Annotated in this window: 21 protein-coding genes; 12 read left to right on the forward strand and 9 right to left on the reverse strand. The window is 73.7% G+C overall.

Going from position 1 to position 20,470, the window contains the following annotated elements; translation table 11 throughout:
* The first annotated feature begins 19 nt into the window (after nt 1-19).
* On the forward strand, nt 20-1,507 hold the full coding sequence (locus RM425_RS00785) for a glycosyltransferase family 87 protein (RefSeq protein ID WP_311343274.1): 1,488 nt from the start codon (nt 20-22) through the stop codon (nt 1,505-1,507).
* 70 nt (nt 1,508-1,577) lie between these two features.
* Here RM425_RS00785 and RM425_RS00790 read toward each other — a convergent pair whose 3' ends face one another.
* Nucleotides 1,578-2,366 carry a deoxyribonuclease IV gene (locus RM425_RS00790; protein ID WP_311343275.1) on the reverse strand — a complete coding sequence of 263 codons (789 nt, stop codon included), beginning with the start codon at nt 2,364-2,366 and terminating at the stop codon, nt 1,578-1,580.
* Nucleotides 2,367-2,486: 120 nt separating this feature from the next.
* Here RM425_RS00790 and RM425_RS00795 point away from each other — a divergent pair, with 120 nt between their 5' ends.
* The 5 genes from RM425_RS00795 (at nt 2,487) to rplI (ending at nt 5,265) form a co-directional block, all read left to right on the forward strand.
* Nucleotides 2,487-3,521 (forward strand): hypothetical protein, encoded by a 1,035-nt coding sequence (locus RM425_RS00795; RefSeq protein ID WP_311343276.1) that lies wholly within the window; start codon nt 2,487-2,489, stop codon nt 3,519-3,521.
* Nucleotides 3,522-3,738: 217 nt separating this feature from the next.
* The gene (rpsF, locus tag RM425_RS00800; protein WP_311343277.1) at nt 3,739-4,026 is read left to right on the forward strand and encodes a 30S ribosomal protein S6; all 288 of its coding nucleotides are present in this window, start codon (nt 3,739-3,741) and stop codon (nt 4,024-4,026) included.
* A gap of 2 nt (nt 4,027-4,028) precedes the next feature.
* Entirely contained in the window at nt 4,029-4,529 is a 501-nt protein-coding gene (locus tag RM425_RS00805) for a single-stranded DNA-binding protein (protein WP_311343278.1), read from the forward strand.
* 41 nt (nt 4,530-4,570) lie between these two features.
* Nucleotides 4,571-4,807: a 30S ribosomal protein S18 gene (gene rpsR / locus RM425_RS00810; RefSeq protein ID WP_026856604.1), complete on the forward strand. Its 237-nt coding sequence runs from the start codon at nt 4,571-4,573 to the stop codon at nt 4,805-4,807.
* Between the two features lie 2 nt (nt 4,808-4,809).
* A complete protein-coding gene (gene rplI / locus RM425_RS00815) occupies nt 4,810-5,265 on the forward strand; it encodes a 50S ribosomal protein L9 (RefSeq protein ID WP_396137013.1) in 456 nt (151 codons plus the stop codon).
* Nucleotides 5,266-5,439: 174 nt separating this feature from the next.
* On the opposite strand, the gene RM425_RS00820 is transcribed toward rplI, so the two are convergent.
* Entirely contained in the window at nt 5,440-6,036 is a 597-nt protein-coding gene (locus RM425_RS00820) for a TetR/AcrR family transcriptional regulator (protein WP_311343279.1), read from the reverse strand.
* A 94-nt stretch (nt 6,037-6,130) separates the two neighbouring features.
* On the opposite strand from RM425_RS00820, the gene RM425_RS00825 reads away from it, so the two are divergent.
* Both RM425_RS00825 and dnaB read left to right on the forward strand, forming a co-directional pair.
* Nucleotides 6,131-6,700, forward strand: coding sequence for a PaaI family thioesterase (locus tag RM425_RS00825; RefSeq protein WP_311343280.1), 570 nt, complete (start codon nt 6,131-6,133; stop codon nt 6,698-6,700).
* Between the two features lie 413 nt (nt 6,701-7,113).
* Nucleotides 7,114-8,484 (forward strand): replicative DNA helicase, encoded by a 1,371-nt coding sequence (gene dnaB, locus RM425_RS00830; RefSeq protein WP_449495066.1) that lies wholly within the window; start codon nt 7,114-7,116, stop codon nt 8,482-8,484.
* Nucleotides 8,485-8,527: 43 nt separating this feature from the next.
* On the opposite strand, the gene RM425_RS00835 is transcribed toward dnaB, so the two are convergent.
* The 3 genes from RM425_RS00835 to RM425_RS00845 form a co-directional block, all read right to left on the reverse strand.
* A complete protein-coding gene (locus RM425_RS00835) occupies nt 8,528-9,760 on the reverse strand; it encodes a glycoside hydrolase family 26 protein (protein WP_311343281.1) in 1,233 nt (410 codons plus the stop codon).
* A gap of 359 nt (nt 9,761-10,119) precedes the next feature.
* Complete coding sequence (locus RM425_RS00840) at nt 10,120-11,322, reverse strand: fatty acid desaturase family protein (protein WP_311343282.1); 1,203 nt, start codon at nt 11,320-11,322, stop codon at nt 10,120-10,122.
* 25 nt (nt 11,323-11,347) lie between these two features.
* Entirely contained in the window at nt 11,348-12,457 is a 1,110-nt protein-coding gene (locus tag RM425_RS00845; protein ID WP_311343283.1) for a ferredoxin reductase, read from the reverse strand.
* A 96-nt stretch (nt 12,458-12,553) separates the two neighbouring features.
* On the opposite strand from RM425_RS00845, the gene RM425_RS00850 reads away from it, so the two are divergent.
* The 4 genes from RM425_RS00850 to RM425_RS00865 are packed head-to-tail and all read left to right on the forward strand — an operon-like array spanning nt 12,554 to nt 16,543.
* A complete protein-coding gene (locus RM425_RS00850; protein WP_311343284.1) occupies nt 12,554-13,753 on the forward strand; it encodes a PucR family transcriptional regulator in 1,200 nt (399 codons plus the stop codon).
* The gene (locus RM425_RS00855; RefSeq protein WP_311343285.1) at nt 13,750-14,331 is read left to right on the forward strand and encodes an RBBP9/YdeN family alpha/beta hydrolase; all 582 of its coding nucleotides are present in this window, start codon (nt 13,750-13,752) and stop codon (nt 14,329-14,331) included. Before RM425_RS00850 ends, RM425_RS00855 begins: the two co-directional genes overlap by 4 nt.
* Complete coding sequence (locus tag RM425_RS00860; RefSeq protein WP_311343286.1) at nt 14,328-15,650, forward strand: CoA transferase; 1,323 nt, start codon at nt 14,328-14,330, stop codon at nt 15,648-15,650. The genes RM425_RS00855 and RM425_RS00860 overlap by 4 nt, the downstream gene beginning before the upstream one ends.
* Nucleotides 15,647-16,543, forward strand: a complete 897-nt coding sequence (locus RM425_RS00865) for a hypothetical protein (protein WP_311343287.1) — start codon at nt 15,647-15,649, stop codon at nt 16,541-16,543. Before RM425_RS00860 ends, RM425_RS00865 begins: the two co-directional genes overlap by 4 nt.
* An 82-nt stretch (nt 16,544-16,625) precedes the next feature.
* On the opposite strand, the gene RM425_RS00870 is transcribed toward RM425_RS00865, so the two are convergent.
* From RM425_RS00870 to RM425_RS00885, 4 genes are read right to left on the reverse strand one after another with little or no spacing between them, the layout of a single operon-like run.
* Nucleotides 16,626-17,231, reverse strand: a complete 606-nt coding sequence (locus RM425_RS00870; protein WP_311343288.1) for a class I SAM-dependent methyltransferase — start codon at nt 17,229-17,231, stop codon at nt 16,626-16,628.
* 10 nt (nt 17,232-17,241) lie between these two features.
* Nucleotides 17,242-18,801, reverse strand: a complete 1,560-nt coding sequence (locus RM425_RS00875; RefSeq protein ID WP_311343289.1) for an FAD-binding oxidoreductase — start codon at nt 18,799-18,801, stop codon at nt 17,242-17,244.
* Complete coding sequence (locus RM425_RS00880) at nt 18,798-20,141, reverse strand: DNA polymerase IV (RefSeq protein WP_311343290.1); 1,344 nt, start codon at nt 20,139-20,141, stop codon at nt 18,798-18,800. Before RM425_RS00880 ends, RM425_RS00875 begins: the two co-directional genes overlap by 4 nt.
* A 35-nt stretch (nt 20,142-20,176) precedes the next feature.
* Nucleotides 20,177-20,335, reverse strand: a complete 159-nt coding sequence (locus RM425_RS00885; RefSeq protein WP_311343291.1) for a hypothetical protein — start codon at nt 20,333-20,335, stop codon at nt 20,177-20,179.
* Nucleotides 20,336-20,470: the final 135 nt, after the last annotated feature.

Consider the following 20,470-nt stretch of genomic DNA (forward strand, 5'->3'; position numbering starts at 1 on the left):
GCTCCCGCACACTGACCGGGTGACCAGCACACCGTCGGGCCCGTCCGCATCCGCGGGCGGGCCCGCGGTGTCTCCCGACCGGGTCGTGCCGAGCTGGGCCGATCCGGTCGCCGCCCAGGCCAGCGAGGCGGTGGGCGGCCCCTGGGGCTGGCACGCGGTGACCGGCCGGGCCCTGTTCTGGACCCCGCTGCGGATCTGCCTGCTCTTCGTGGTTCTGGCCCTCGCGCTGGCCTGGATCAAGCAGGCACCGTGTGCCGACGGCGACTGGAGCGGCTCCCGCCAGTACACCCACCTCTGCTACTCCGACGCCGTCCCGCTGTTCGGCGTCTACGGCCTGGAGTCCGGAGCGCAGCCCTACCTGGACGCGAAGGTCGAGTACCCCGTCCTCACCGGCGGGCTGATGGCGCTGGCCGCCGCCGGGAGCCGGCTGTACGACGGCGCCGCCGCGGCGGTCGGGCTGCTCCCCGACGTGCCGCCCGTCGAGAGCTACACCGTGCTCACCGGCCTGCTGCTGTCCGCGCTGGCGCTGCTGCTGGTCCGCGCGGTGCTGGGGCTGGCCGGCCGGAGGCCGTGGGACGCCGCGATGATCGGCCTGTCGCCGCTGCTGGTGGTCCACGCCTTCACGAACTGGGACCTGCTGGCGGCCACGCTCTCGGCGTTCGCCATGCTCGCCTGGGCCCGCTCCCGGCCGGTGCTCGCCGGCGTCCTCCTCGGGCTGGGGGTCGCCGCGAAGTTCTACCCCCTGCTGCTGCTCGGCACGCTGTTCCTGCTCTGCCTGCGGGCCGGCCGGCTGCCGGTCTGGGGACGGACCGCGCTCGCCGCCCTGACCGCCTGGGCCGCGGTCAACCTGCCGGTCGCGCTGATCGCGCCGGAGAACTGGTCCTGGTTCTTCGTGCTCAGCCGCGAACGCGGGGCCAATCCCGAGTCGATCTGGAACATGGCGATCTCCGCGGCGGGCGGGGAGCTGTTCGACGGACCGCTCGCCGAGGGGCAGGCGCCCGCCGTGCTCAACGCCTGGGTGATGGCATCGCTCGTGGTGTTCGGCCTCGGGGTGGCGTGGCTGACCCTGGCGGCGCCGCTGCGACCGCGGGTCCCGCAGATCGCCTTCCTGCTGGTCGCCGGGTTCCTGCTGCTGAACAAGGTGTGGAGCCCACAGTTCTCGCTGTGGCTGCTGCCGCTCGTCGTCCTCGCCCGGCCCCGGTGGCGGTCCCTGCTCCTGTGGCAGGCCACGGAGGTGCTGGTCTGGGTGGCGACGATGCTGCACTACCTCGGCGTCGACAACCGGGGCATCGAGGTCGAGTGGTTCTTCCTCGCGGTGGGCATCCGGGACGTCGCCGTCGTCGTTCTCATGGCCCTGGTGGTGCGGGACGTGCTGCAGCCGGACCGGGACGTCGTCCGGACCAGCTGGCCGGGGGTCGACGACCCCGCCGGTGGGCCGCTGGACCATGCCCCGGACGCGCTCCGGGGATCACCGCGGCCACGAGCCGTCCGGGATCAGGTTCCCTGATCATGGCGCGTCCTCCCCCGCCGCCCACCGTGAGGGAGGACGCCGTACCGCGAGGGAGGACGGCGGGCGGTCAGCGCAGTGCGCTGCGCACGAGGGCGATCTCCTCGGCGTGGCTCACGGCGTCGCCCGGGGTCTCCAGGACGACGGGGCAGTCGGCGGCGCGGGCCACCTCCAGGAGCAGCTCGGTCGGTATCTCCCCGCCGTTCAGCGGTGCGTGCCGGTCGCGGCTGGAGCCGTGCGGGTCCCGGCTGTTGTTGAGGTGCACGAGGTCCAGCCGCCCGGTGATGGCCCGCACGTCGTGCACCGCGGTGGCGAGGTCCCAGCCCGCGGCCCAGGCGTGGCAGGTGTCGAGCACGAAGCCGGCGCCGAACCCGCCGATCGCCTCCCACAGCCGGGCGATCGCGTCGAGCTCGCGGGCCATGGCGTTCCCGCCGCCGGCGGTGTTCTCGATGAACAGCGGGAGGGCGAAGCCCCCGTCCTTCGCCTGGTAGGCGAAGGTCTTGCGCCAGTTGTCGACGCCGGCGGCCGGGTCGTCCGTGGCCAGCACGTGCCCGCCGTGCACGACCAGTCCGAGCGCACCGACCGCCGCGGCCGCCGCCGCGTGCTGGGCCAGCAGCTTCCGGCCCGGGACGCGGATCCGGTTGTTCGTCGACGCGACGTTGAGCATGTACGGCGCGTGGACGACGACCGCGACGTCGGAAGCCCGGAGGTCGGCCTCGTCGGGCCGCGGCTTCGGCGCCTTGTAGCTCTGCGGGTCGGTCAGGAAGATCTGCACGCCGCCGGCGTCCATCGCGGCGGCCGCCGCGAGCGGTCCCTCGTCCGCGGAGCCCACGTGTACGCCGATCGGGTGGTTGGCCACGCCGTCGAACCCTAGTTCTTCCGTGTTCCCAGGTTTAGCCGTAACCCCGATCACACATGATCGTTGCTGCAGCGTGACGGGGATTACCCAGCAGCAGGTCGAGTCGGAGGTTCGTGGCACATGGCAACCGGTCGCATCCACCGGAGCGCACGGCGCGGGGTCGCCGTCGCGGTCCTCGGCTGGCTCTCCGTCGCAGCCGCCTCCGTCGTGCTGGCCCCGGTGGCCGTCGCCGCGCCGGCCGTCACGGTCCCGATCCGCGACCTCACTCCGCCCGTCGTCTCCGTCGACGGCGGCGGCACGGTCACCTTCGTCAACGAGATCCAGGACAAGACCGTCCAGGTCGGCGGCGGCGGCCTGCTGCCCGCGCTGGTCAGCGTCACCGCCAAGACCGAGGTCACCCTCGGCCTGCCGTCGGGCCGGCGGGCGCTGGCGCCGGGCGCCTCGGTCACCGAGACGTTCGACCGCACCTGCCTGACGTGCTCGATCACCTACAGCTACCGGCTGCAGAGCAACGCCTCGCTGACCTCGGTGCTCACCGACGCGGCGCTGGACCTGCTGCCCCCGCTGCCCGCCCCGACGCCGTTCGTGGTGAACACCCTGGTCCCGCTGCCCAACCTGCCGGGCGTCAACGTGCCGCAGCTCCCGCCGCTGACCCTGCCCGCGCCCTCCGCCGCCGTGCTGCCTCCCCCGCCGCCGCCCAGCACCCCGCCGTCCGCCGCTCCCGTCCCGGCCCCCGCGCCGGCTCCCGCCCCGGCTCCGCCGGCCGCGCCGCCGGTCGAGGGCGTGCCCGGCAGCCAGTACACGTACGCGACCGGCGCGGGCGCCGCGCAGCTGAGCCCGGGGGCGGACTCGGCCGGTGCGGCCTTCGACCCGTCCCGCTTCCTCGGCTCCGGCCGCAGCGCCACGGAATCGACCGGCTCGGGCTCCGGCGGTCTCGCCGGCACGTACGACGGCGCCACCGTCCCGGTGTTCGGCCGGCTCGCCGGGCTGAACGGGTCGGACCTCGACGAGGAGGGCGGCGCGCTGGACACGACCGCCGACACGGCCTCGACCACCGCCCCGCTGCCGGCCGCCGCGCTGGCCGCGGTCGTCGCCCTGGCCGCTGTCAGCGCGGCGCTCGTCCGCACCCACCAGGCCGCCCGCGCCTCAAAGTAACCGGAGCCGTCGCCGCGGCCGCCGTCTCCACCCGGGACGGCGGCCGCGGCAGTTCCATGGCTCTGTGGACGACGCCCGGGGCAGGGAGGGCGCGCACTGGTAGCCTGGGCCCGCGCGTTCCGGCACTCCACGAGCTCGTCGGGGCGCGCGACGCATGCAAGACCCTCCTGCCGCAGATCCCCTGCGGCCGCTGAGACCAGAGGAGGTGGGGTTCTCCGTGCGCAATTACGAACTGATGATCATCCTCGACCCCGATCTCGAGGAGCGCACCATCGCGCCCTCGCTCGACCGGTTCCTGACCGTGGTCACGAACGCCGGTGGCACCGTGAAGACCGAGATCTGGGGCCGTCGCCGGATGGCCTACGAGATCGACAAGAAGCCCGAGGGCATCTACGCGATCGTCGACATCCAGGCCGAGCCGGCCGCCGTCCAGGAGCTGGACCGGCAGCTGAACCTCAACGAGTCGGTGCTCCGCACGAAGCTGATGCGCCCCGAGGCTCACTGAGCATGGCCGGCGAAACCGTCATCACCGTCATCGGCAACCTGACGTCGGACCCCGAGCTGCGGTTCACGCCGTCGGGTGCCGCCGTCGCCAACTTCACCGTGGCGTCCACGCCGCGCACCTTCGACCGTCAGTCGCAGGAGTGGAAGGACGGCGAAGCGCTGTTCCTCCGGTGCAACGTCTGGCGCCAGGTGGCCGAGAACGTCGCCGAGTCCCTGACCCGCGGCTCGCGGGTCATCGTCAGCGGGCGGCTCAAGCAGCGCTCGTTCGACACGAAGGAAGGCGAGAAGCGCACCGTCATCGAGCTGGAGGTCGACGAGATCGGCCCCTCGCTGCGCTACGCCACCGCGAAGGTCACCAAGGCCTCCCGCGGTGAGGGTGGCGGCGGCTTCGGTGGCGGCGGCGGCGGTGGCGGCGGCTTCGGCGGCTCCAGCGGCGGCGGTGGCGGCGGTGCGAGCGACCCCTGGTCGACGCCGGCCGGCCCCTCCGACGAGCCGCCCTTCTGATCCCTCGATCCCTCTTCCACTGAACTTTCTGGAGTACTCCGGTGCCCAAGCCACCCATTCGCAAGGTCAAGAAGAAGGTCTGCCAGTTCTGCAAGGACAAGGCGACCTACGTCGACTACAAGGACACGACGCTGCTGCGGAAGTTCATCTCCGACCGCGGCAAGATCCGTGCCCGCCGCGTCAGCGGTAACTGCAGCCAGCACCAGCGGGACGTCGCCGTAGCTGTGAAGAACAGCCGCGAGATGGCCCTGCTGCCCTACACCTCGACGGCGCGCTGATCATGAGCACTCTGAAGCTGATCCTCACGCAGGAGGTCACCGGTCTCGGGTCCTCTGGCGACACCGTCGAGGTCAAGGGCGGCTACGGCCGCAACTACCTCCTGCCCCGCGGGCTGGCCATCAAGGCCACCCGGGGTGCCGAGAAGCAGGTCGAGTCCCTCCGCCGGGCGCGTGCCAGCCGTGAGGTGCGCTCGCTCGAGGAGGCGCAGGCCGTGGCCGGGCAGCTGTCCGGTCTCAAGGTCCGCGTGCCGGCCCGCGCCGGTGACGGCGGGCGTCTGTTCGGCCGGGTCACCACCGCCGACGTCGCCGCTGCGGTCACCGCGGCCGGTGGCCCGGAGCTGGACCGTCGCCGCATCGAGCTGCCCAGCAGCATCAAGACCACGGGCCAGCACACCGTCACCGTGCGGGTGCACCCCGAGGTCAGCACCTCGCTGGCGATCGAGGTCGTCGCGGGCTGATCGAAGGACCCCGTCCTCCTCACCCCTCGCCAGCTCGGGGTGAGCCTCTGGACGGGGCCGTAGGCACCCTGAGCGCGTGCACCGTCCCCGAGGGGCGTCGGACTCCGGTCCGGCGCCCCTCGTGGCGTTCAGGGCACCTCAGGGGCCGCGGCCGGTGGGACGGGCGAGCGTCGCTCAGGAGGTGGGTGTCATGCCGCGCAGCAGTGCGTCCAGCCCCAGCTGCCACCGCCGTTCGACCGACGCCGGTGACCTGCCGAGCCGCCGGGCGTTCTCGGCCACGGACATCCCCTGCACGAGCGCGACGACGACGTGCGCCAGGTCGGTCTCGTCCCCCTCGAGCAGGCCTGCGTGCACGCAGCGCCGGACGTGCCCGACGATCAGCTCCCGTACGGCAGCACCCGCCTCGGCCTCCTCGGCCGCGGGGTCGAAGTCGGCGAACGGCCGGGCGAGCATGACCTCGGCCAGCCGGGGGTTCTCCAGCATGAACTCCCGATAGAGCCGGGCGACCCGCGTCAGATCGGCGCGGGGGTCGGCCGACGGCTCGACGCGGGCAAGCCGGTCGGCCAGCAGCCGCCACCCCAGGAAGAACACCTCGCGGATCAGCCCCGCCTTGTCCCCGAAGAGTTCGTAGACCGCCGGAGTCGATGTCCGGGCGCGGGAGGCGAGACGGCGCGCGGTGAACCCGGCGGCGCCTTCTCCGGCCAGCAGGTCGAGGGCCTCGGTCAGCAGGCGGTCTCGGAGCTCCGGTGTCCGCAACTTCGGCCGTGGCACCCGGAGAGGCTACCGGGGCCACCCCCTCGCGTCGTAACGTAACGACGTCCCGAAACGCGGGACGGCAGTCGCCGACCAGAGAGGTGCATCCCGGATGAACGAGTTCCCGGTTCCCGCAGCCGCGCAGGACCACACCGGCCAGGCCGGCTGGGGCAGGACCCGCGCACGCACGGTGTCCTGGCACGACCCCGCCCCCACAGCGGCCGTCGGGCTGACCATGCCAGGTGCGGACTACCTGCGGGCCATGCACGCCGGACGCCTGCCGTCGTCCCCGATCGCCCGCTTGACCGGCCTGACGCCGGACGTGGTGGCCGACGGCGATGTCGCGTTCCGGTGCGTGGCCGACGAGTCCTTCACCAACCCGGTCGGCGTGATCCACGGGGGGCTGCTGTGCACGTTGCTGGACGCGGCCACCGCCTCGGCGGTCCACTCGACGTTGCCGGCCGGTGTCGCATTCACCACCGTGGAGATCAAGGTCAGCTATCTGCGCACCGTGCGCGCCGGTGACGAGCTGCACGTGCGCGGCTGGGTGACCAAGTCCGGGCGGCGGGTCTGCTTCGCCGAAGCGTCCGCGCGGACGGCGGCAGGCGACCTGGTCGCGACCGGCAGCAGCAGCATCCTGCTCACGCCCCTCGGGGACGCCGTCGGTCGGGCCGGCTCCTGAGCGCGCCGTCACGCGTCCAGGAGGCGCGGCAGGAACCCGTCGGTCCCGCCAGCACCACGAGCGCCACGTCGCGAGAAAAACTTTCGGGAATTTCCTGTCCACAGCCGGGGGACGGCGTACCCGCAGGTGACCGGCTCCGGTCGGGCACGTGGCCTGTCGATATCCCCGACGGTCTCCACATGTCGACACGCCTCCGTCCACCGACTTGTCCACATGTTGTGCAGATCGAGGTGTTGGACGGCGCCGCTCCGGGTTCCTAACGTCCCTCCCAGCTGCCGCCGGGCACGAACTGTCAGTGCCCGGCGGTAGCAATCATCCGAACACGCGTTCGGTACGGCGGCGCCCGCCGAACTCCCGGCTTCCCCACGGTGAGTGGCTCGCGGGCGCGCCCGCAAGGAGATGGAGGTATCCCCGTGGCGGTGGCCGACGAGTACAGCCGGCCGATGGCGTCGGCGCCGGAGTACGACCGGCAGCCCCCGCAGGACGTGCAGGCCGAGCAGTCGGTGCTCGGCGGCATGCTGCTCAGCAAGGACGCCATCGCCGACGTCGTCGAGGTGCTGCACGGCGCCGACTTCTACCGCCCGGCGCACCAGATCATCTTCGACGTCGTCCTGGACCTGTACGGCCGAGGCGAGCCGGCCGACGCCATCACCGTCGCCGCGGAGCTCAACCGGACCGACCAGCTGTCGAAGATGGGCGGCGCGGTCTACCTGCACACGCTGATCCAGTCGACGCCGACGGCCGCCAACGCCGGCTACTACGCCGCCATCGTCGCCGAGCAGGCCGTGCTGCGGCGGCTGGTCGAGGCAGGCACGCGCGTGGTCCAGCTCGGCTACGGCGCGGCCGGTGGGCGCGGCGACGTCGACGACATCGTCGACCGCGCGCAGCAGGAGATCTACGACGTCACCGAGAAGCGGATGAGCGAGGACTACTCCCGTCTCGCCGACGTCCTGCAGCCCACGATGGACGAGCTCGACGCCATCGCCTCCCGGGGCGGGGTGAGCCGGGGCGTGCCGACCGGCATCCGCGACCTCGACGAGCTGACCAACGGCCTGCAGTCCGGCCAGATGATCGTCATCGCCGCCCGCCCCGGTGTGGGCAAGTCGACGCTGGGGCTGGACATCGCGCGGTCGGCATCGGTCAAGCACCACATGCCCGCCGCCATCTTCTCGCTCGAGATGAGCAAGCACGAGATCACCATGCGTCTGCTGTCGGCCGAGGCGAAGGTGCCGCTGCACCACATGCGCGCCGGTTCGCTCAGCGACGAGGACTGGTCGAAGCTGGCCCGCCGGATGGGTGAGATCGCCGATGCGCCGCTCTACATCGACGACTCACCGAACATGACGATGATGGAGATCCGGGCCAAGGCCCGTCGGCTCAAGCAGCGCAACGACCTCAAGCTCATCGTCATCGACTACCTGCAGCTGATGACCTCGGGCAAGAAGGTGGAGAGCCGCCAGCAGGAGGTCTCGGAGTTCTCCCGTGCCCTGAAGCTGCTGGCCAAGGAGCTCGAGGTCCCCGTCATCGCGATGTCGCAGCTCAACCGTGGCTCGGAGCAGCGTCAGGACAAGAAGCCGATGCTGTCGGACCTCCGCGAGTCCGGCTCGATCGAGCAGGACGCCGACATGGTCATGATGATCCACCGCGAGGACATGTACGAGAAGGAGTCCCCGCGGGCCGGCGAGGCCGACATCATGCTGGTCAAGCACCGCAACGGCCCGACCGCGAACGTCACCGTCGCCTTCCAGGGCCACTACAGCCGCTTCGTGGACATGGCCAACTAGCCCGCGGCGCCGGGCCGCCGTGGCAGGTCGGAACGGGATGCCGTCAGGCGCCCGCCTCGTCGGACGTGCTCGCGCAGCCCGGCACGCTGGCGGCCCAGCGGGCCCAGTCGGGCAGCTCCGAGCGGTAGGCGCGGGCCACGGACGGGTTCGTGGCCGCCGTCCAGTCGACCGAGCCCCCGATCTCCGACTCGTCCTTCCGCCACTCGAACCAGTTGATCATCGCCAGTCGCGGTAGGCGCCGGCTGAGCTCGGGGTCGTGGATCTGACGCCACCACGCGCGTTTGATGGTGAGCTCATCGGCGCCGCCGGCGCCGGGCGCGTACAGCGCTGCGGTCTCGGGGATGGCCAGTGGCTTGCCTTGCTCGCCGGCGTAGCGGCCGTAGAAGTCCGGCAGCCCCCGGTCGTCCCCGCCGAGCCCGTTGTACCGACCGGTCAGCTGAGCCACGAACTTGTCCGGCTCGGGCACTTCGTTCTCCCCCCAGGGGTGGCTGTCACCCCAGTGGTAGAGCGACATGCCGACCCAGTCGACGGCGTCGGCGCCGGGCCAGTAGGGGGCGTACGGGTCGTCGGCGGCGGTGACCGCCCCGTCCCCGTCGCTGTCCAGCGCGGCGGCGTCCGGGCTCCCCGCGGCGGCCTGGTGGGCACCGCCGGCGAAGGGATGCCCACCGCCGTAGTTGGGTGCCCACATGGTGGCCGAGCCGGGTGCCCGCGTGTGGATGGCCGAGGCGAGCAGGCGAAAGGCGGAGACGTAGGCCGCCGGCTGCTGCCCCCACGGGTACCAGGAGCCGTTCATCTCGTGTGCGAAGCGGACGATGACGGGCACGCCCCGCGCGTTGTAGCCGTCCAGGCGTTCCGCCAGCTCGACGGCCGTGTCCTCGGTGACGACGTCCAGGCCGTCCCGCGGCTCGAGGGTGAGCAGGAGCAGGCCCCCCTCGGCCCTGACCTGGTCCACGGCCGCATCGACGTTCCGTCCGTCGTCGCCCGTGAGCGGGAAGCTCGTGAAGCTGACCACCACCGCTGGGTCCTGCCCGAGGGCATCGGCGTAGGCGGCCAGGGTCTGCTGGCCCCAGTCGAGGTTGGCGCCGAGGTAGATCCCGTCGGCCGGAACGAGGGTCTCGGCAGGAGCGGGCGTGCAGGTCGGCTCGGTGCTCGCTGCGTCGTCGGAGACGGCACAGCCGGTTCCGGCCGTGAGCAGGGCAGCGGCGAGCACCGCGGGGCCGAGCTGTGGTCGTTCGCGGCCCTGCTGCCGTCGCCGGTCCGCGCGCGAGCGGGTCATGCCGGGGCCGTTGCCGACGGGCAGGCCGGTGCGCCCTGCACGCCGCCGTGGTCGGCGCTGCCGGCACGGGTCGGCTCGTGGAGCTGCATGCCGTCCACATCGGCGGCTGACCGGGCCGGCGTCAGCCCGCGCGGCCCGGTCTCACCCCGAGGAGGGTCGTGCGGTTCCGGCTCGGTCGGCTCCGCTCACCACCTCACGTGCGAACGCCGGCGGTCCACCGAGCGTCGGTTCCACGGGAAACATCGCGGGCTGTGCAGCAGCCGGCCATCACGGCGGGCCGGGAGCAGTGAACCCGAGGGGCCCAGAACCATGGCGGTCCTGGGCCCCTCGGGTTCAACGGTCCGTCGGACCGGCTGGGATCAGGCGGCCGCGGGGCGGGCCTGCAGGGCGCGGCGGACCTTCTTGCCGCCCGTCGTCATCTTCCAGAGCTTGCCGAGCTGCGAGGGGAGGTTCGCAGGCCGCGTCTCGGCCAGCCAGTCGTTGGGCAGGGACAGCCGGATCACCTTGTGCCAGGCGGAGGCGACCTGCTGGGGCAGCGGCGCGGAGTGGTAGGTCAGGCCGTAGCGGTCGAAGATGTCCTTCACCCGCGGGGCGATCTCGGCGTAGCGGTTGCTGGGCAGGTCGGGGAACAGGTGGTGCTCGACCTGGTGGCTCAGGTTGCCGGTCAGGATGTGCATGGCCTTGCTGCCCGAGATGTTCGCGGAGCCGAGCATCTGGCGCAGGTACCACTCGCCCCGGGTCTCGCCCTCGATCGAGGCCTTCTCGAAGGTCTCGACGCCCTCGGGGAAGTGGCCGCACATGATCACGGAGTGCGACCACAGGTTGCGGACGACGTTGGCGGTGAAGTTCGCGGCCAGGGTCGGCAGGAAGGAGGGACCCGACAGCGCCGGGTGCAGGACGTAGTCCTTGGTCGCCTGGTTGCGGATCTTCTTCAGCACCTGCTTGGTGGCGGCGCGGAACTCCGGGTTCGCCCGGCGCTTCTTCGTCGCCAGGTTCTTGCCCAGCTCGAGGTCGTAGGCCGCGATGCCGTACTCGAAGAAGCAGGCGTTGAGGAAGTTCCACACCGGCTGGGCCAGGTACAGCGGGTGCCACGGCTGGTCCTCGTCGACGCGCATGATGCCGTAGCCGAGGTCGTTGTCCTTGCCGATCACGTTCGTGTACGTGTGGTGGAGCTCGTTGTGCGAGTGCTTCCACTGCGCCGCGGGGCTGGCCATGTCCCACTCCCACGTCGTGGAGTGGATCTTCGGGTCCCGCATCCAGTCCCACTGGCCGTGCAGGATGTTGTGGCCGATCTCCATGTTCTCGAGGATCTTGGCCAGCGAGAGCCCGGCGGTGCCCACGAGCCAGGCCGGCGGGAACATCGAGACGAGCAGGACGGCGCGGCTACCCAGCTCGAGCTTGCGCTGCACGTCGATGACCCTGCGGATGTAGGCGGCGTCGTCCTCACCCAGGCTGTCGCGCACCTCCTGGCGGATGGTGTCGAGCTCCTTGCCGATCAGTTCGATGTCCTCGGCGGAGAGGTGGGCGATCGGGTTCTCGGGCTTCTTCTGGATGACGGTCACGGTGCGACTCCTCGGGCTCGGACGGTCAGTGGTCGATGGAGCAGGCGCCGGCGGGCGCGCTGACGCAGGTCTGGACGAGGACGCCGTCACCGACGTCGTCGGCGGAGGTGATCTCGCCGTTGCGCAGGTCGCGGACGGCGCCCTCGCGCAGGGGGAGGACGCAGCCGTAGCAGATGCCCATGCGGCACCCGCTGGGCATGAGGACCCCGGCCTCCTCGGCGGCGTCGAGGATCGGCGTGGTGCCCTCGACCTCGATGGTCGTGCCGTTCCTCTCGAAGGTGACCGCGCCGCCCTCGCCGGCGCCGGCCAGGATGCGGGGGCGGAAGCGCTCGGTGTAGAGCTTCTCGGCGACGCCGACGGCGGCCCAGTGCTCCTCGAGCGCCTCGAGCATGCCCACGGGCCCGCAGGCCCAGGTGGCGCGCTCGTGCAGGTCGGGCACCAGCTCGGCGATGGAGCGGGCGTCGAGCATCCCGGCGGAGTCGGTGTGCTGCTCGATCAGCCGGATGCGGCCCTCGGCGGCCAGCTGCCGCAGCTCGGCGCCGAAGACGACGTCGTCGGCGGTGGGCGCCGAGTGCACCAGGACGGTGTCGGCCAGCGATTCCGCGTGGTTGCGCAGGATGCCCATGACCGGCGTGATGCCGGACCCGGCGGTGACGAACAGCGCCTTGGCCGGAACCTCCTCCGGCAGGCAGAACTCCCCGGTGGCCTGGTCGAGCTGGATGATCGTGCCCGGCTGCACGCGGTGCACCAGGTGGTTGGACACCTTGCCGCTCGGGATGGCCTTGACGGTGATCGTGAAGCAGCCGTCGGCGCGGTCCAGGACCGAGGTGATCGAGTAGGCGCGCCACTGGCGGACGCCGTCGATGTCGATGCCGATGCGGACGTACTGGCCGGGGACGTGCGGCAGCCAGTCCTTGCCGGGGCGGATCACGATGCTGGCCGCGTCCTGTGTCTCCGGGTGCACGGCCTCGATGCGGCCGCGGAGGGCTGCGCCGGACCGGAGCGGGTCGAACAGGTCGAGGTAGTCGACGGGCAGCAGAGGCGTGGTCACCATCTCGGCCAGCCGCACGGCCCGCTTCCGAAGCGTGGCCAGGGGCGACCGCACCGAGGTCGGGCGGGGAACGGTCGTCGTCATACACAGAGGGTTGTCCAACTCAGGCGTCAGTTACCTGTGTGACGGACGTGAATCAGCCGCTATGTTCTGTTCCCTGCGAACAAGGGAAGGCGCGGCATGGCGGACCCATCACTGAGCATCCCGGCCCCGGTTGCCGACGAGATGCGACGGGAGCTGCCGTCGGTCGCCGAGCAGACGGTCGCGGCGATCGTCGTGGAGGTGCCCAGCTACACCGGCGCGTTCAGCGGGGAGATGGGCCGGAACATCGAGAACGCCGTCCAGCTGGCCCTCGGCGGCTTCCTGGAGCTCGCGTCCGAGGGCGGGGACGGCGACGCCAGCACGCCCATCCAGCCGGCGCTGGACGGCGCCTACGCGCTGGGCCGGGGCGAGGCCCGCAGCGGTCGGTCGATGGACGCCCTGCTCGGCGCCTACCGGGTCGGCGCCCGGGTGTCCTGGCGGCACATGGCCGACAGCGCTGTGCGGGCCGGCCTCTCCGCGGAGCAGCTCGCCCACTTCGCGGAGCTGGTCTTCGCCTACATCGACCAGCTGTCGGCCTCGAGCGTCGCGGGCCACAGCGACGAGCTGGCCACCACGGGCCGCGTGCGGGAGCGCTACCGCGAGCGGCTGGCGAACGTCCTCCTGGGCCGGGGCTCCCGGCGGGACAAGGAGGCGGCCGCCGAGCGGGCCGACTGGACGCTGCCACGGACGCTGACGGCGGTGATCGTCCCGGAGGCGCGGGTGCGCACCGCCCTGGCCGCGCTGGATGAGCGCACCCTGCGGTCGACCGACGACGTGCCCGGCTCGGCCGACGCCGGCGAACTGGTGGCCCTCCTGGTCCCGGACGCCGAGGGCCGCTCCCGGCCGGCCCTGATGCGTTCCCTGCGCGAGGCCGAGGCGGTCGTGGGCCCCGCGCGCCCGTGGGACGAGGTCGACGTCTCCTACGCGCGGGCGCTACGGGCGCGGCAGCTGGGGTGGACGGCGGGCGAGGGCGGTCCGCTGGACACCGAGGCACGGCTGACCGAGCTGGTGCTGCGGGCCGACGAGTCGGCGCTGGCCGACCTGCGCGCCCAGGCGCTCGCCCCGCTGGCCGACCTGAGCGAGAGCGCCCGGGAGAAGCTGACCGAGACGCTGCGCTCGTGGCTGCTGCACCAGGGCCGACGGGACGCCGTCGCAGCGGAGCTCTTCGTGCACCCGCAGACCGTGCGCTACCGGATGACCCAGCTCCGCGAGCTGTACGGGCCCCGTCTGGAGGAGCCCGCCACGGTCCTCGCGCTGGTCCTGGCGCTGGGCGTGCTGCCGGAGGGGACGACGACGTGAGTTTTCTGATCGTGCACGGGTGGGAGAACCGGCGGCCGGAAGGGCACTGGCAGCGCTGGCTGGCCGAGCGGCTCGCCGACGACGGGCACGAGGTGCGGTACCCCCAGTTCCCGGAGCCCGACGTCCCGGTGCTCGGCGACTGGCTGGACCTCCTGCGGTCGGAGCTGGATGCTCTGGGCAGCGACGGCGAGCGGGTCCTCGTGTGCCACAGCCTCGCCGTCCTGCTGTGGTGGCAGGCGGCGCCCTCGCTGGGGGTGCTGCAGCCCGACCGGGTGCTGCTGGTGGCGCCGCCGTCGGCCGACGTGCTGCGCGGGTACCCCGAGGTGGCGGCGTTCGCCCCGGCCGGCATCGAGACGACACCGCTGCCGGCCGACCTGCGGGCGTGGGTGCGGCTGGTGGCGAGCGACGACGACCCGTACTTCCCGGGCGGTGCGGCGTCGCTGTACGCCGGCACCTTCGGGATCGACGCCGACGTGATCCCCGGCGGGCGGCACCTCGACCTGCCCGCCGGGTACGGCTCGTGGCCGTCGGTGCGGGCCTGGTGCACCGACCCGTCGGTGCGCATCGAGGGCCGGTGAGCGCGCTCCGCGCCGCGGTGGCCGGGGCGACCGGCGTGCCGCTGGACGTCGCGGTGGAGGTGGACGGCGACACGGGCCTGGGCGGGCCCCTGGCCGTGCCCGACCTCGTGCTCGGATCGGTCGCCGCCCAGCTCGTGGCGGCGCGGCTGCTGACCGGGAAGCCCGCGCCGGTGCGCCTGGACGCCGCACACGTCGGCCTGGCGGCGCGCAGCGAGCGGTACGCACGGCTGGGTGGGCGTCCGGTGGGCATGGGTTTCGCGCCGCTGTCCCGGTTCTGGCGGACCGCCGACGGCTGGCTGCGGCTGCACGGGAACTATCCGCACCACCGGGCGGCCGCGGCGTCGGTCCTGGGCTCGGAGGAGGTCGGCGCGGTGGCGGCCGCTGCGAGGGGATGGGCGGCCGAGGAGCTGGAGAGCGCGGTGGTCGCGGCCGGAGGTGCGGCGGCCGCCGTCCGGACGCCGGAGGAGTGGGCGGGCTCCCCGCAGGGCCGGGCGGCGGCCGGGCTGCCGCTGCTGACCCTGCGCCGGGTGGCGGAGTGCGCCCCGCGGCGACCCGCGCTGCGCGGGCTGCGGGTGCTGGACCTGACGCGGGTCATCGCCGGGCCGGTGGCCACGCGCGTGTTGGCCTCGCACGGCGCGGACGTGCTGCGCGTGGACGGGCCGCGGCACCCCGATCTGCGGGACGGACTGGTGGACACCGGCGTCGGCAAGCGGCACGTGGTGCTGGACCTGGCCGACGCGCAGGACCGGGCTCGGGTCGAGGAGCTGCTGGCGGCGGCGGACGTGGTGGTGCAGGGCTACCGCCCCGGCGCGCTGGAGGCCTTCGGCATGGATCCCCCGGCGCTCGGGCGGCGGCACCCGCACCTGGTCGTCGTCCGGCTGTCGGCGTGGGGGCTGGGCGGGCCGTGGGCGGACCGGCGGGGCTTCGACTCGCTGGTGCAGGCGGCGACGGGCATCGCGACGCTGTGCGGGACGGCGAAGGAGCCGGGGGCGCTGCCGGCGCAGGCGCTGGACCACGCGACCGGCTACCTGGCGGCCGCGACGGTGCTGGCGGCGCTGGTGCGGCAGCGCGAGGAGGGCGGCGGCTGGTACGGCGAGCTGTCGCTCGCGCAGACCGCGCAGGCGCTGCTCGCCGCCCCGCGGGACCCGTCCGCGCCGGCCCCGGCGCCCGATCCCGCCCCCTACCTGCAACGGCTCGACTCGACCGACGGCCCGGTCGAGGTCGTCGCGCCGCCCGGTTCCCCGCGGTGGACGGCGGCGGCCGTGCTGCCGCCGGCGGCTGCGCCGGTCTGGCACCTCCGGGCAGGATCGCCGCCGTGACCGTGGACCTTCCCGCCGCCGCCGCGTTCCTCGCCTCGTCCGGCCGGGTGCTCGACCGCCGCCGCTTCGAGCTGCTGACCGGGTCGGGCGGCGCCGACGCCGTGGTCGCCGCCGTCGACGGCTACCGGAATGCCGACGGCGGCTACGGCTGGGGCCTGGAGCCGGACCTGCGCTCGGGGACCAGCCAGCCCGGCGGTGCGCTGCACGCGCTGGAGGCGTTCGCCGACCTGGCGCCGGCCTCGACGCCGCGGGCCGCGCAGGTGTGCGACTGGCTGGCGTCGGTCTCCCTGCCCGACGGCGGGCTGCCGTTCGCGCTGCCGGTGCCCGATCCGGCGGCGTGCGCGCCGTTCTGGGCGCAGGCGGATCCGACGACGTCCTCGCTGCAGATCACCGCCGTGGTGGCGGCGACCGCCCACCGGCTGGCGGCGGTCGATCGGGCGGTGGGGGAGCACCCGTGGCTGGCGGGGGCGACGGCGTACTGCCTGGGCGCCATCGCGGCGCTGGACGCGTCGGTCAACGCCATGGAGCTGGCCTTCGCGGTGCAGTTCCTCGACGCGGCGGGCCGCTCCGGTGCGGTCTCGGACGAGGCGCGGACGCTGCTGGACGGGCTGCGGGGGCTGATGCCGGATGATGGGCTGCTGCACGTGGCCGGGGGCGCCGAGGACGAGTTCATGCGGCCGCTGGACTTCGCTCCCTTCCCCGGCGGGCCGGCCCGGGAGCTCTTCGCGCCCGCCGTGGTGGACGCCGAGCTGGACCGGCTGGCCGCGGGGCAGCAGCCCGACGGCGGGTGGATCGTCGACTTCGACAGCTGGTCCCCCGCCGCCGCCCTGGAGTGGCGCGGGCACCGGACGGTGAACGCGCCGGCCCTGCTGCGCGCGAACGGCCGCCGCTGAGCCGTTCCCCCGGCCGACGTGGTGCGCGGATGCGCCGTTCCAGGCCGGCGAGTGGCGCATCCGCGCACCCCGTCGGCGGGACTCAGACCGGGCGGAGCACCGCGACGAGGAAGTCGGCGTCCGGGGTGAACGGCCGCAGGTCCCAGGTGGACAGCAGCAAGTCCTCGGCCCAGCCGGTGGCCCGCGCGTCGGCGAGGAAGTCGTCGAACTCGTAGCCCCGCCCGGCGCCGAAGCCGAGCACGGCACGGCCGTCGGCGGCGACGTGGGCGCGCATCCGGCGCAGGACCTCCTGCCGGGTGCTCTCGGCCAGGAACGTCATCACGTTCCCGGCGCACACGATGACGTCGAAGGCGGTGTCGATGCCCTGAGCGCGCAGGTCGAGCTCGGCCAGGTCGCCGACGAGCCAGCGCGGGCCGGGGTGGTCCTCCTCGGCCGCGGCGATCAGCACGGGGTCGGCGTCCACCCCGACCACCTGGTGCCCGACCTCGTGCAGGAGGGCGCCCACGCGGCCGGGTCCGCAGCCGGCGTCGAGCACGTGCGAGCCGCGGGGCAGCATCGCGTCGACCAGCCGCGCCTCGCCCACCAGGTCCATCCCCTGCTCCGCCAGCGTGCGGAATCGCCGCACGTAGGCGGCCGAGTGGTCCGGGTCCTCCTCGGTCATCCGCAGCCACGCGTTCTGTTCGGTCACGGGTCCCGTTCTACACGGGGTCCAGCAGGACGCCGGGGTTGAGGATCCCGGCCGGATCCAGCGCACCCTTCGCGGCCCGCAGCGCGGCGGCGAACGGCTCGGGGCGCTGCCGGTCGTACCCGGGGCGGTGGTCCCGGCCGACGGCGTGGTGGTGGGTGACGGTGCCCTGGAGCCGGGTCAACACCTCCATGGCGGCGGTCTTCACGTCGTCCCACATGGCGACCTCGGAGCCGGGCCGCCCCACGCCGACCACCGTGAAGTAGGGCGCGGGTCCGTCGGGGTAGACGTGGGTGAAGCGGCAGCTGACCCGGCCGGGCACGCCGGTGACCTCGTGCACCGCGGCGCCGACCTCGTCCTGCACCGTCGCGTACAGCTCGTCCACGCGGTCCCAGGTGCACGCGGTCTCGAAGGTCTCCACGATCGCGCTCATCCGGGCGAGCCCGTCGCGGCCGTAGGGCGCGCGCAGGAACGACGTCCGCCAGGCGTCGGCGGCGGTGTCCCGCGCGCCCTCCCGGCGGGGGGCGACGACGCCGCCGGAGTCGCGGGCCAGCCCGGTGAGCTCCTCCAGCCGGCTCTCCACCGGATGCACCGCGGACTCCACGCCCAGCACCAGCACGCACGCGCCGGACGTCGAGGCGCCCGAGTTCGCCGCCTCGTCGGCATCGAGCAGCCGGCAGTTCGCCGGGTGCAGACCGGCCTGGGCGATCGCCCGGACGGCGCCGAACGCGGTGCTCATGTCGGGGAAGGCGACCGACGCCGACGCCCGGAAGCGGGGCCGATCCTGCAGGCGCACCCACGCGTCGGTGATGACGCCGAGCGTCCCCTCCGAGCCCAGGAACATCCGGTCCGGCGACGGGCCGGCACCCGAACCGGGCAGCCGCCAGGACTCGCTGATCCCGACCGGCGTCACCACGCGCATCGACTCGACCAGGTCGTCGATGTGGGTGAGCACCGTGGCGTAGTGCCCGCCGGCCCGGGTGGCCAGCCAGCCGCCCAACGTGGAGAACTCGAAGCTCTGCGGGAAGTGCCGCAGCGTCAGACCGTGCGGGCGCAGCTGCTCCTCGAGCACCGGTCCCAGTGCGCCGGCCTGGATGCGGGCCGCCCGGCTCACCCGGTCGATCTCCAGGACCCGGTCGAGCGCGGTGAGGTCCATCGACAGCCACGGCCGGTCGCCGCGGTACTCGACGCCGCCCACCACCGAGCTCCCGCCGCCGAAGGGCACCACCACCACGCCGGCCGAGGACGCCCAGTCGAGCAGCCGCACCACGTCGTCCTCGTCCGCCGGATGCGCGACGGCGTCCGGAGCGCCCGGCAGCTCGCCCGACAGGGCGCGGACGACGTCGCGGTAGGCCTTGCCGTAGGCGTGCCGCGCCCGGTCGTCGTGGTCGGTGGACAGCGGCAGCCCGTCCGGCGGGGCCACCCGGGACGCGGGCAGGACGACGTCGGCGAGCCGCGGGACCGGCCGCGGGCGGTCGGGCAGCCCCGGGAGCGCCGCCGCCCGGGCGACGCACTCCGCATCGGTCAGGGCGTGGTCGGTGGTGCCCCAGCCCCACCACGAGCGTTCCGTCATGCCGGCGGCCTCCAGTCGGGGGGATCGGCGGCCTGCAGCAGCGGGTCGTCCGCCGCGAGTGTGCGCACCGGCCCGGGCGCGGTCAACGGGCCCTCGAAACGGACCGTCACCCGGCCCAGCCCGCGGCCCCACACCCAGCCGGGGCCGAGCTCCTCGTGCCGCACGTCCTGCCCCGGCCACCAGCGCTTGTCGGCGGGCAGCGGTGGCTCCGGAGGGGCGTCGTCCGGCACGGCCAACTCCGTGGCGGCCATCGGCGAGCCGTCGTCGTCCTCGGCGAACAGGTCGCCCTGGGCGTAGAGCGAGAGCCCGGACACCCCGACGCCGAGCAACCGCAGGCCGCCCTCGGCGCCGGCGTCGGCCAGCAGCCGGCGGGCGATCGTGGCGATCTGGCGGGCGTCGTCGGTCGGCTGGGGCAGCGTCTGCGAGCGGGTGAGGGTGGTGAAGTCGTAGCGGCGCAGCTTGAGCGTGACCGTGCGGCCGGAGAACGCCGAGTCCCGCAGCCGTCTGCCGACGCGGGTGGCCATCGAGTCGATCTCCCGGCCGAGGACGACGAGATCGGTGAGGTCGCGCTCGAAGGTCTCCTCGTGCGACACCGACTTCGCCTCGCGATCGGGCACCACGGCGCGGTCGTCCTCGGCGCGGGCCAGCGCGTGCAGGCCGGCGCCGTGCGCCCGGCCGGCGAGCGCGACCAGGTCGGCCAGCGACTTGGCGGCCAGGTCACCCACGGTCGTCACGCCCACCTGGTGCAGCCGCTCCGCCGTCGCCGGGCCCACGCCCCCCAACCGGGTCACCGGCAGGGGGTGCAGCAGGTCCAGCTCCGTGCCCGGCGGTACGACGACCAGCCCGTCGGGCTTGTGCAGGTCCGAGCCGATCTTGGCGACGAGCTTCGACGACCCGATGCCGACCGAGCCGGTCACTCCCCCGGTGGCCGCGGCGATGCGGGCCTTGAGGGACCGCCCCAGTTCCGTCACACCGTCCACCGAGAGGTCGTGTCCCCCGGCGGCCAGGTCGACGTAGGCCTCGTCGATCGAGACCGGCTCGACCAGCGGCGACAGCTCGCGCAGCAACCCCATGACGACGTCGGACGTCCGGCGGTAGGCGGCGAACCGGCCGCCCAGGAACGCCGTGCCCGACGGGCAGCGCCGCCGGGCCTCCGCCGTCGACATGGCCGAGCGGGCGCCGTAGGCCCTGGCCTCGTAGGACGCCGTGGCGACGACGCCGCGCCCGCCGACACCGCCGACGACGACCGGCCGCCCGCGCAGGGAGGGCTTGTCCCGCTGCTCGACGGCGGCGAAGAAGGCATCGAGGTCGAGGTGCAGGATGCTCGCCTCACGCCTCACTCCCCCATTGTCGGCGCTGCCCGGTCGCCCTGCGGCTACCGCGCCGGGTCCAGCGGCCGGTCGGACACCACGCCGGTGGTCCGTGCCTGGACGTACTCGTCCACGACGTCGACCAGCCAGTCCCCGCCCGACCACTGCAGCGGGCGGTACAGCCGCAGAGCCGTGTTGGCGACGAGGTCGCCGCCGTAGACCACGGCGAAGACCCGTGCACCGCCCGCTGTCCGCGCAGGCCACGGGCGGCGGCGACCGCGTAAGCCGTGCCCCGCAGTGGACGTGGGGGGCATGGCCATGCGGCGGCCGCTACCCCGGTCGTCGGCCGTCCATGTGGA

This window comes from Blastococcus goldschmidtiae, assembly GCF_031845325.1.
GTDB lineage: Bacteria > Actinomycetota > Actinomycetes > Mycobacteriales > Geodermatophilaceae > Blastococcus > Blastococcus goldschmidtiae.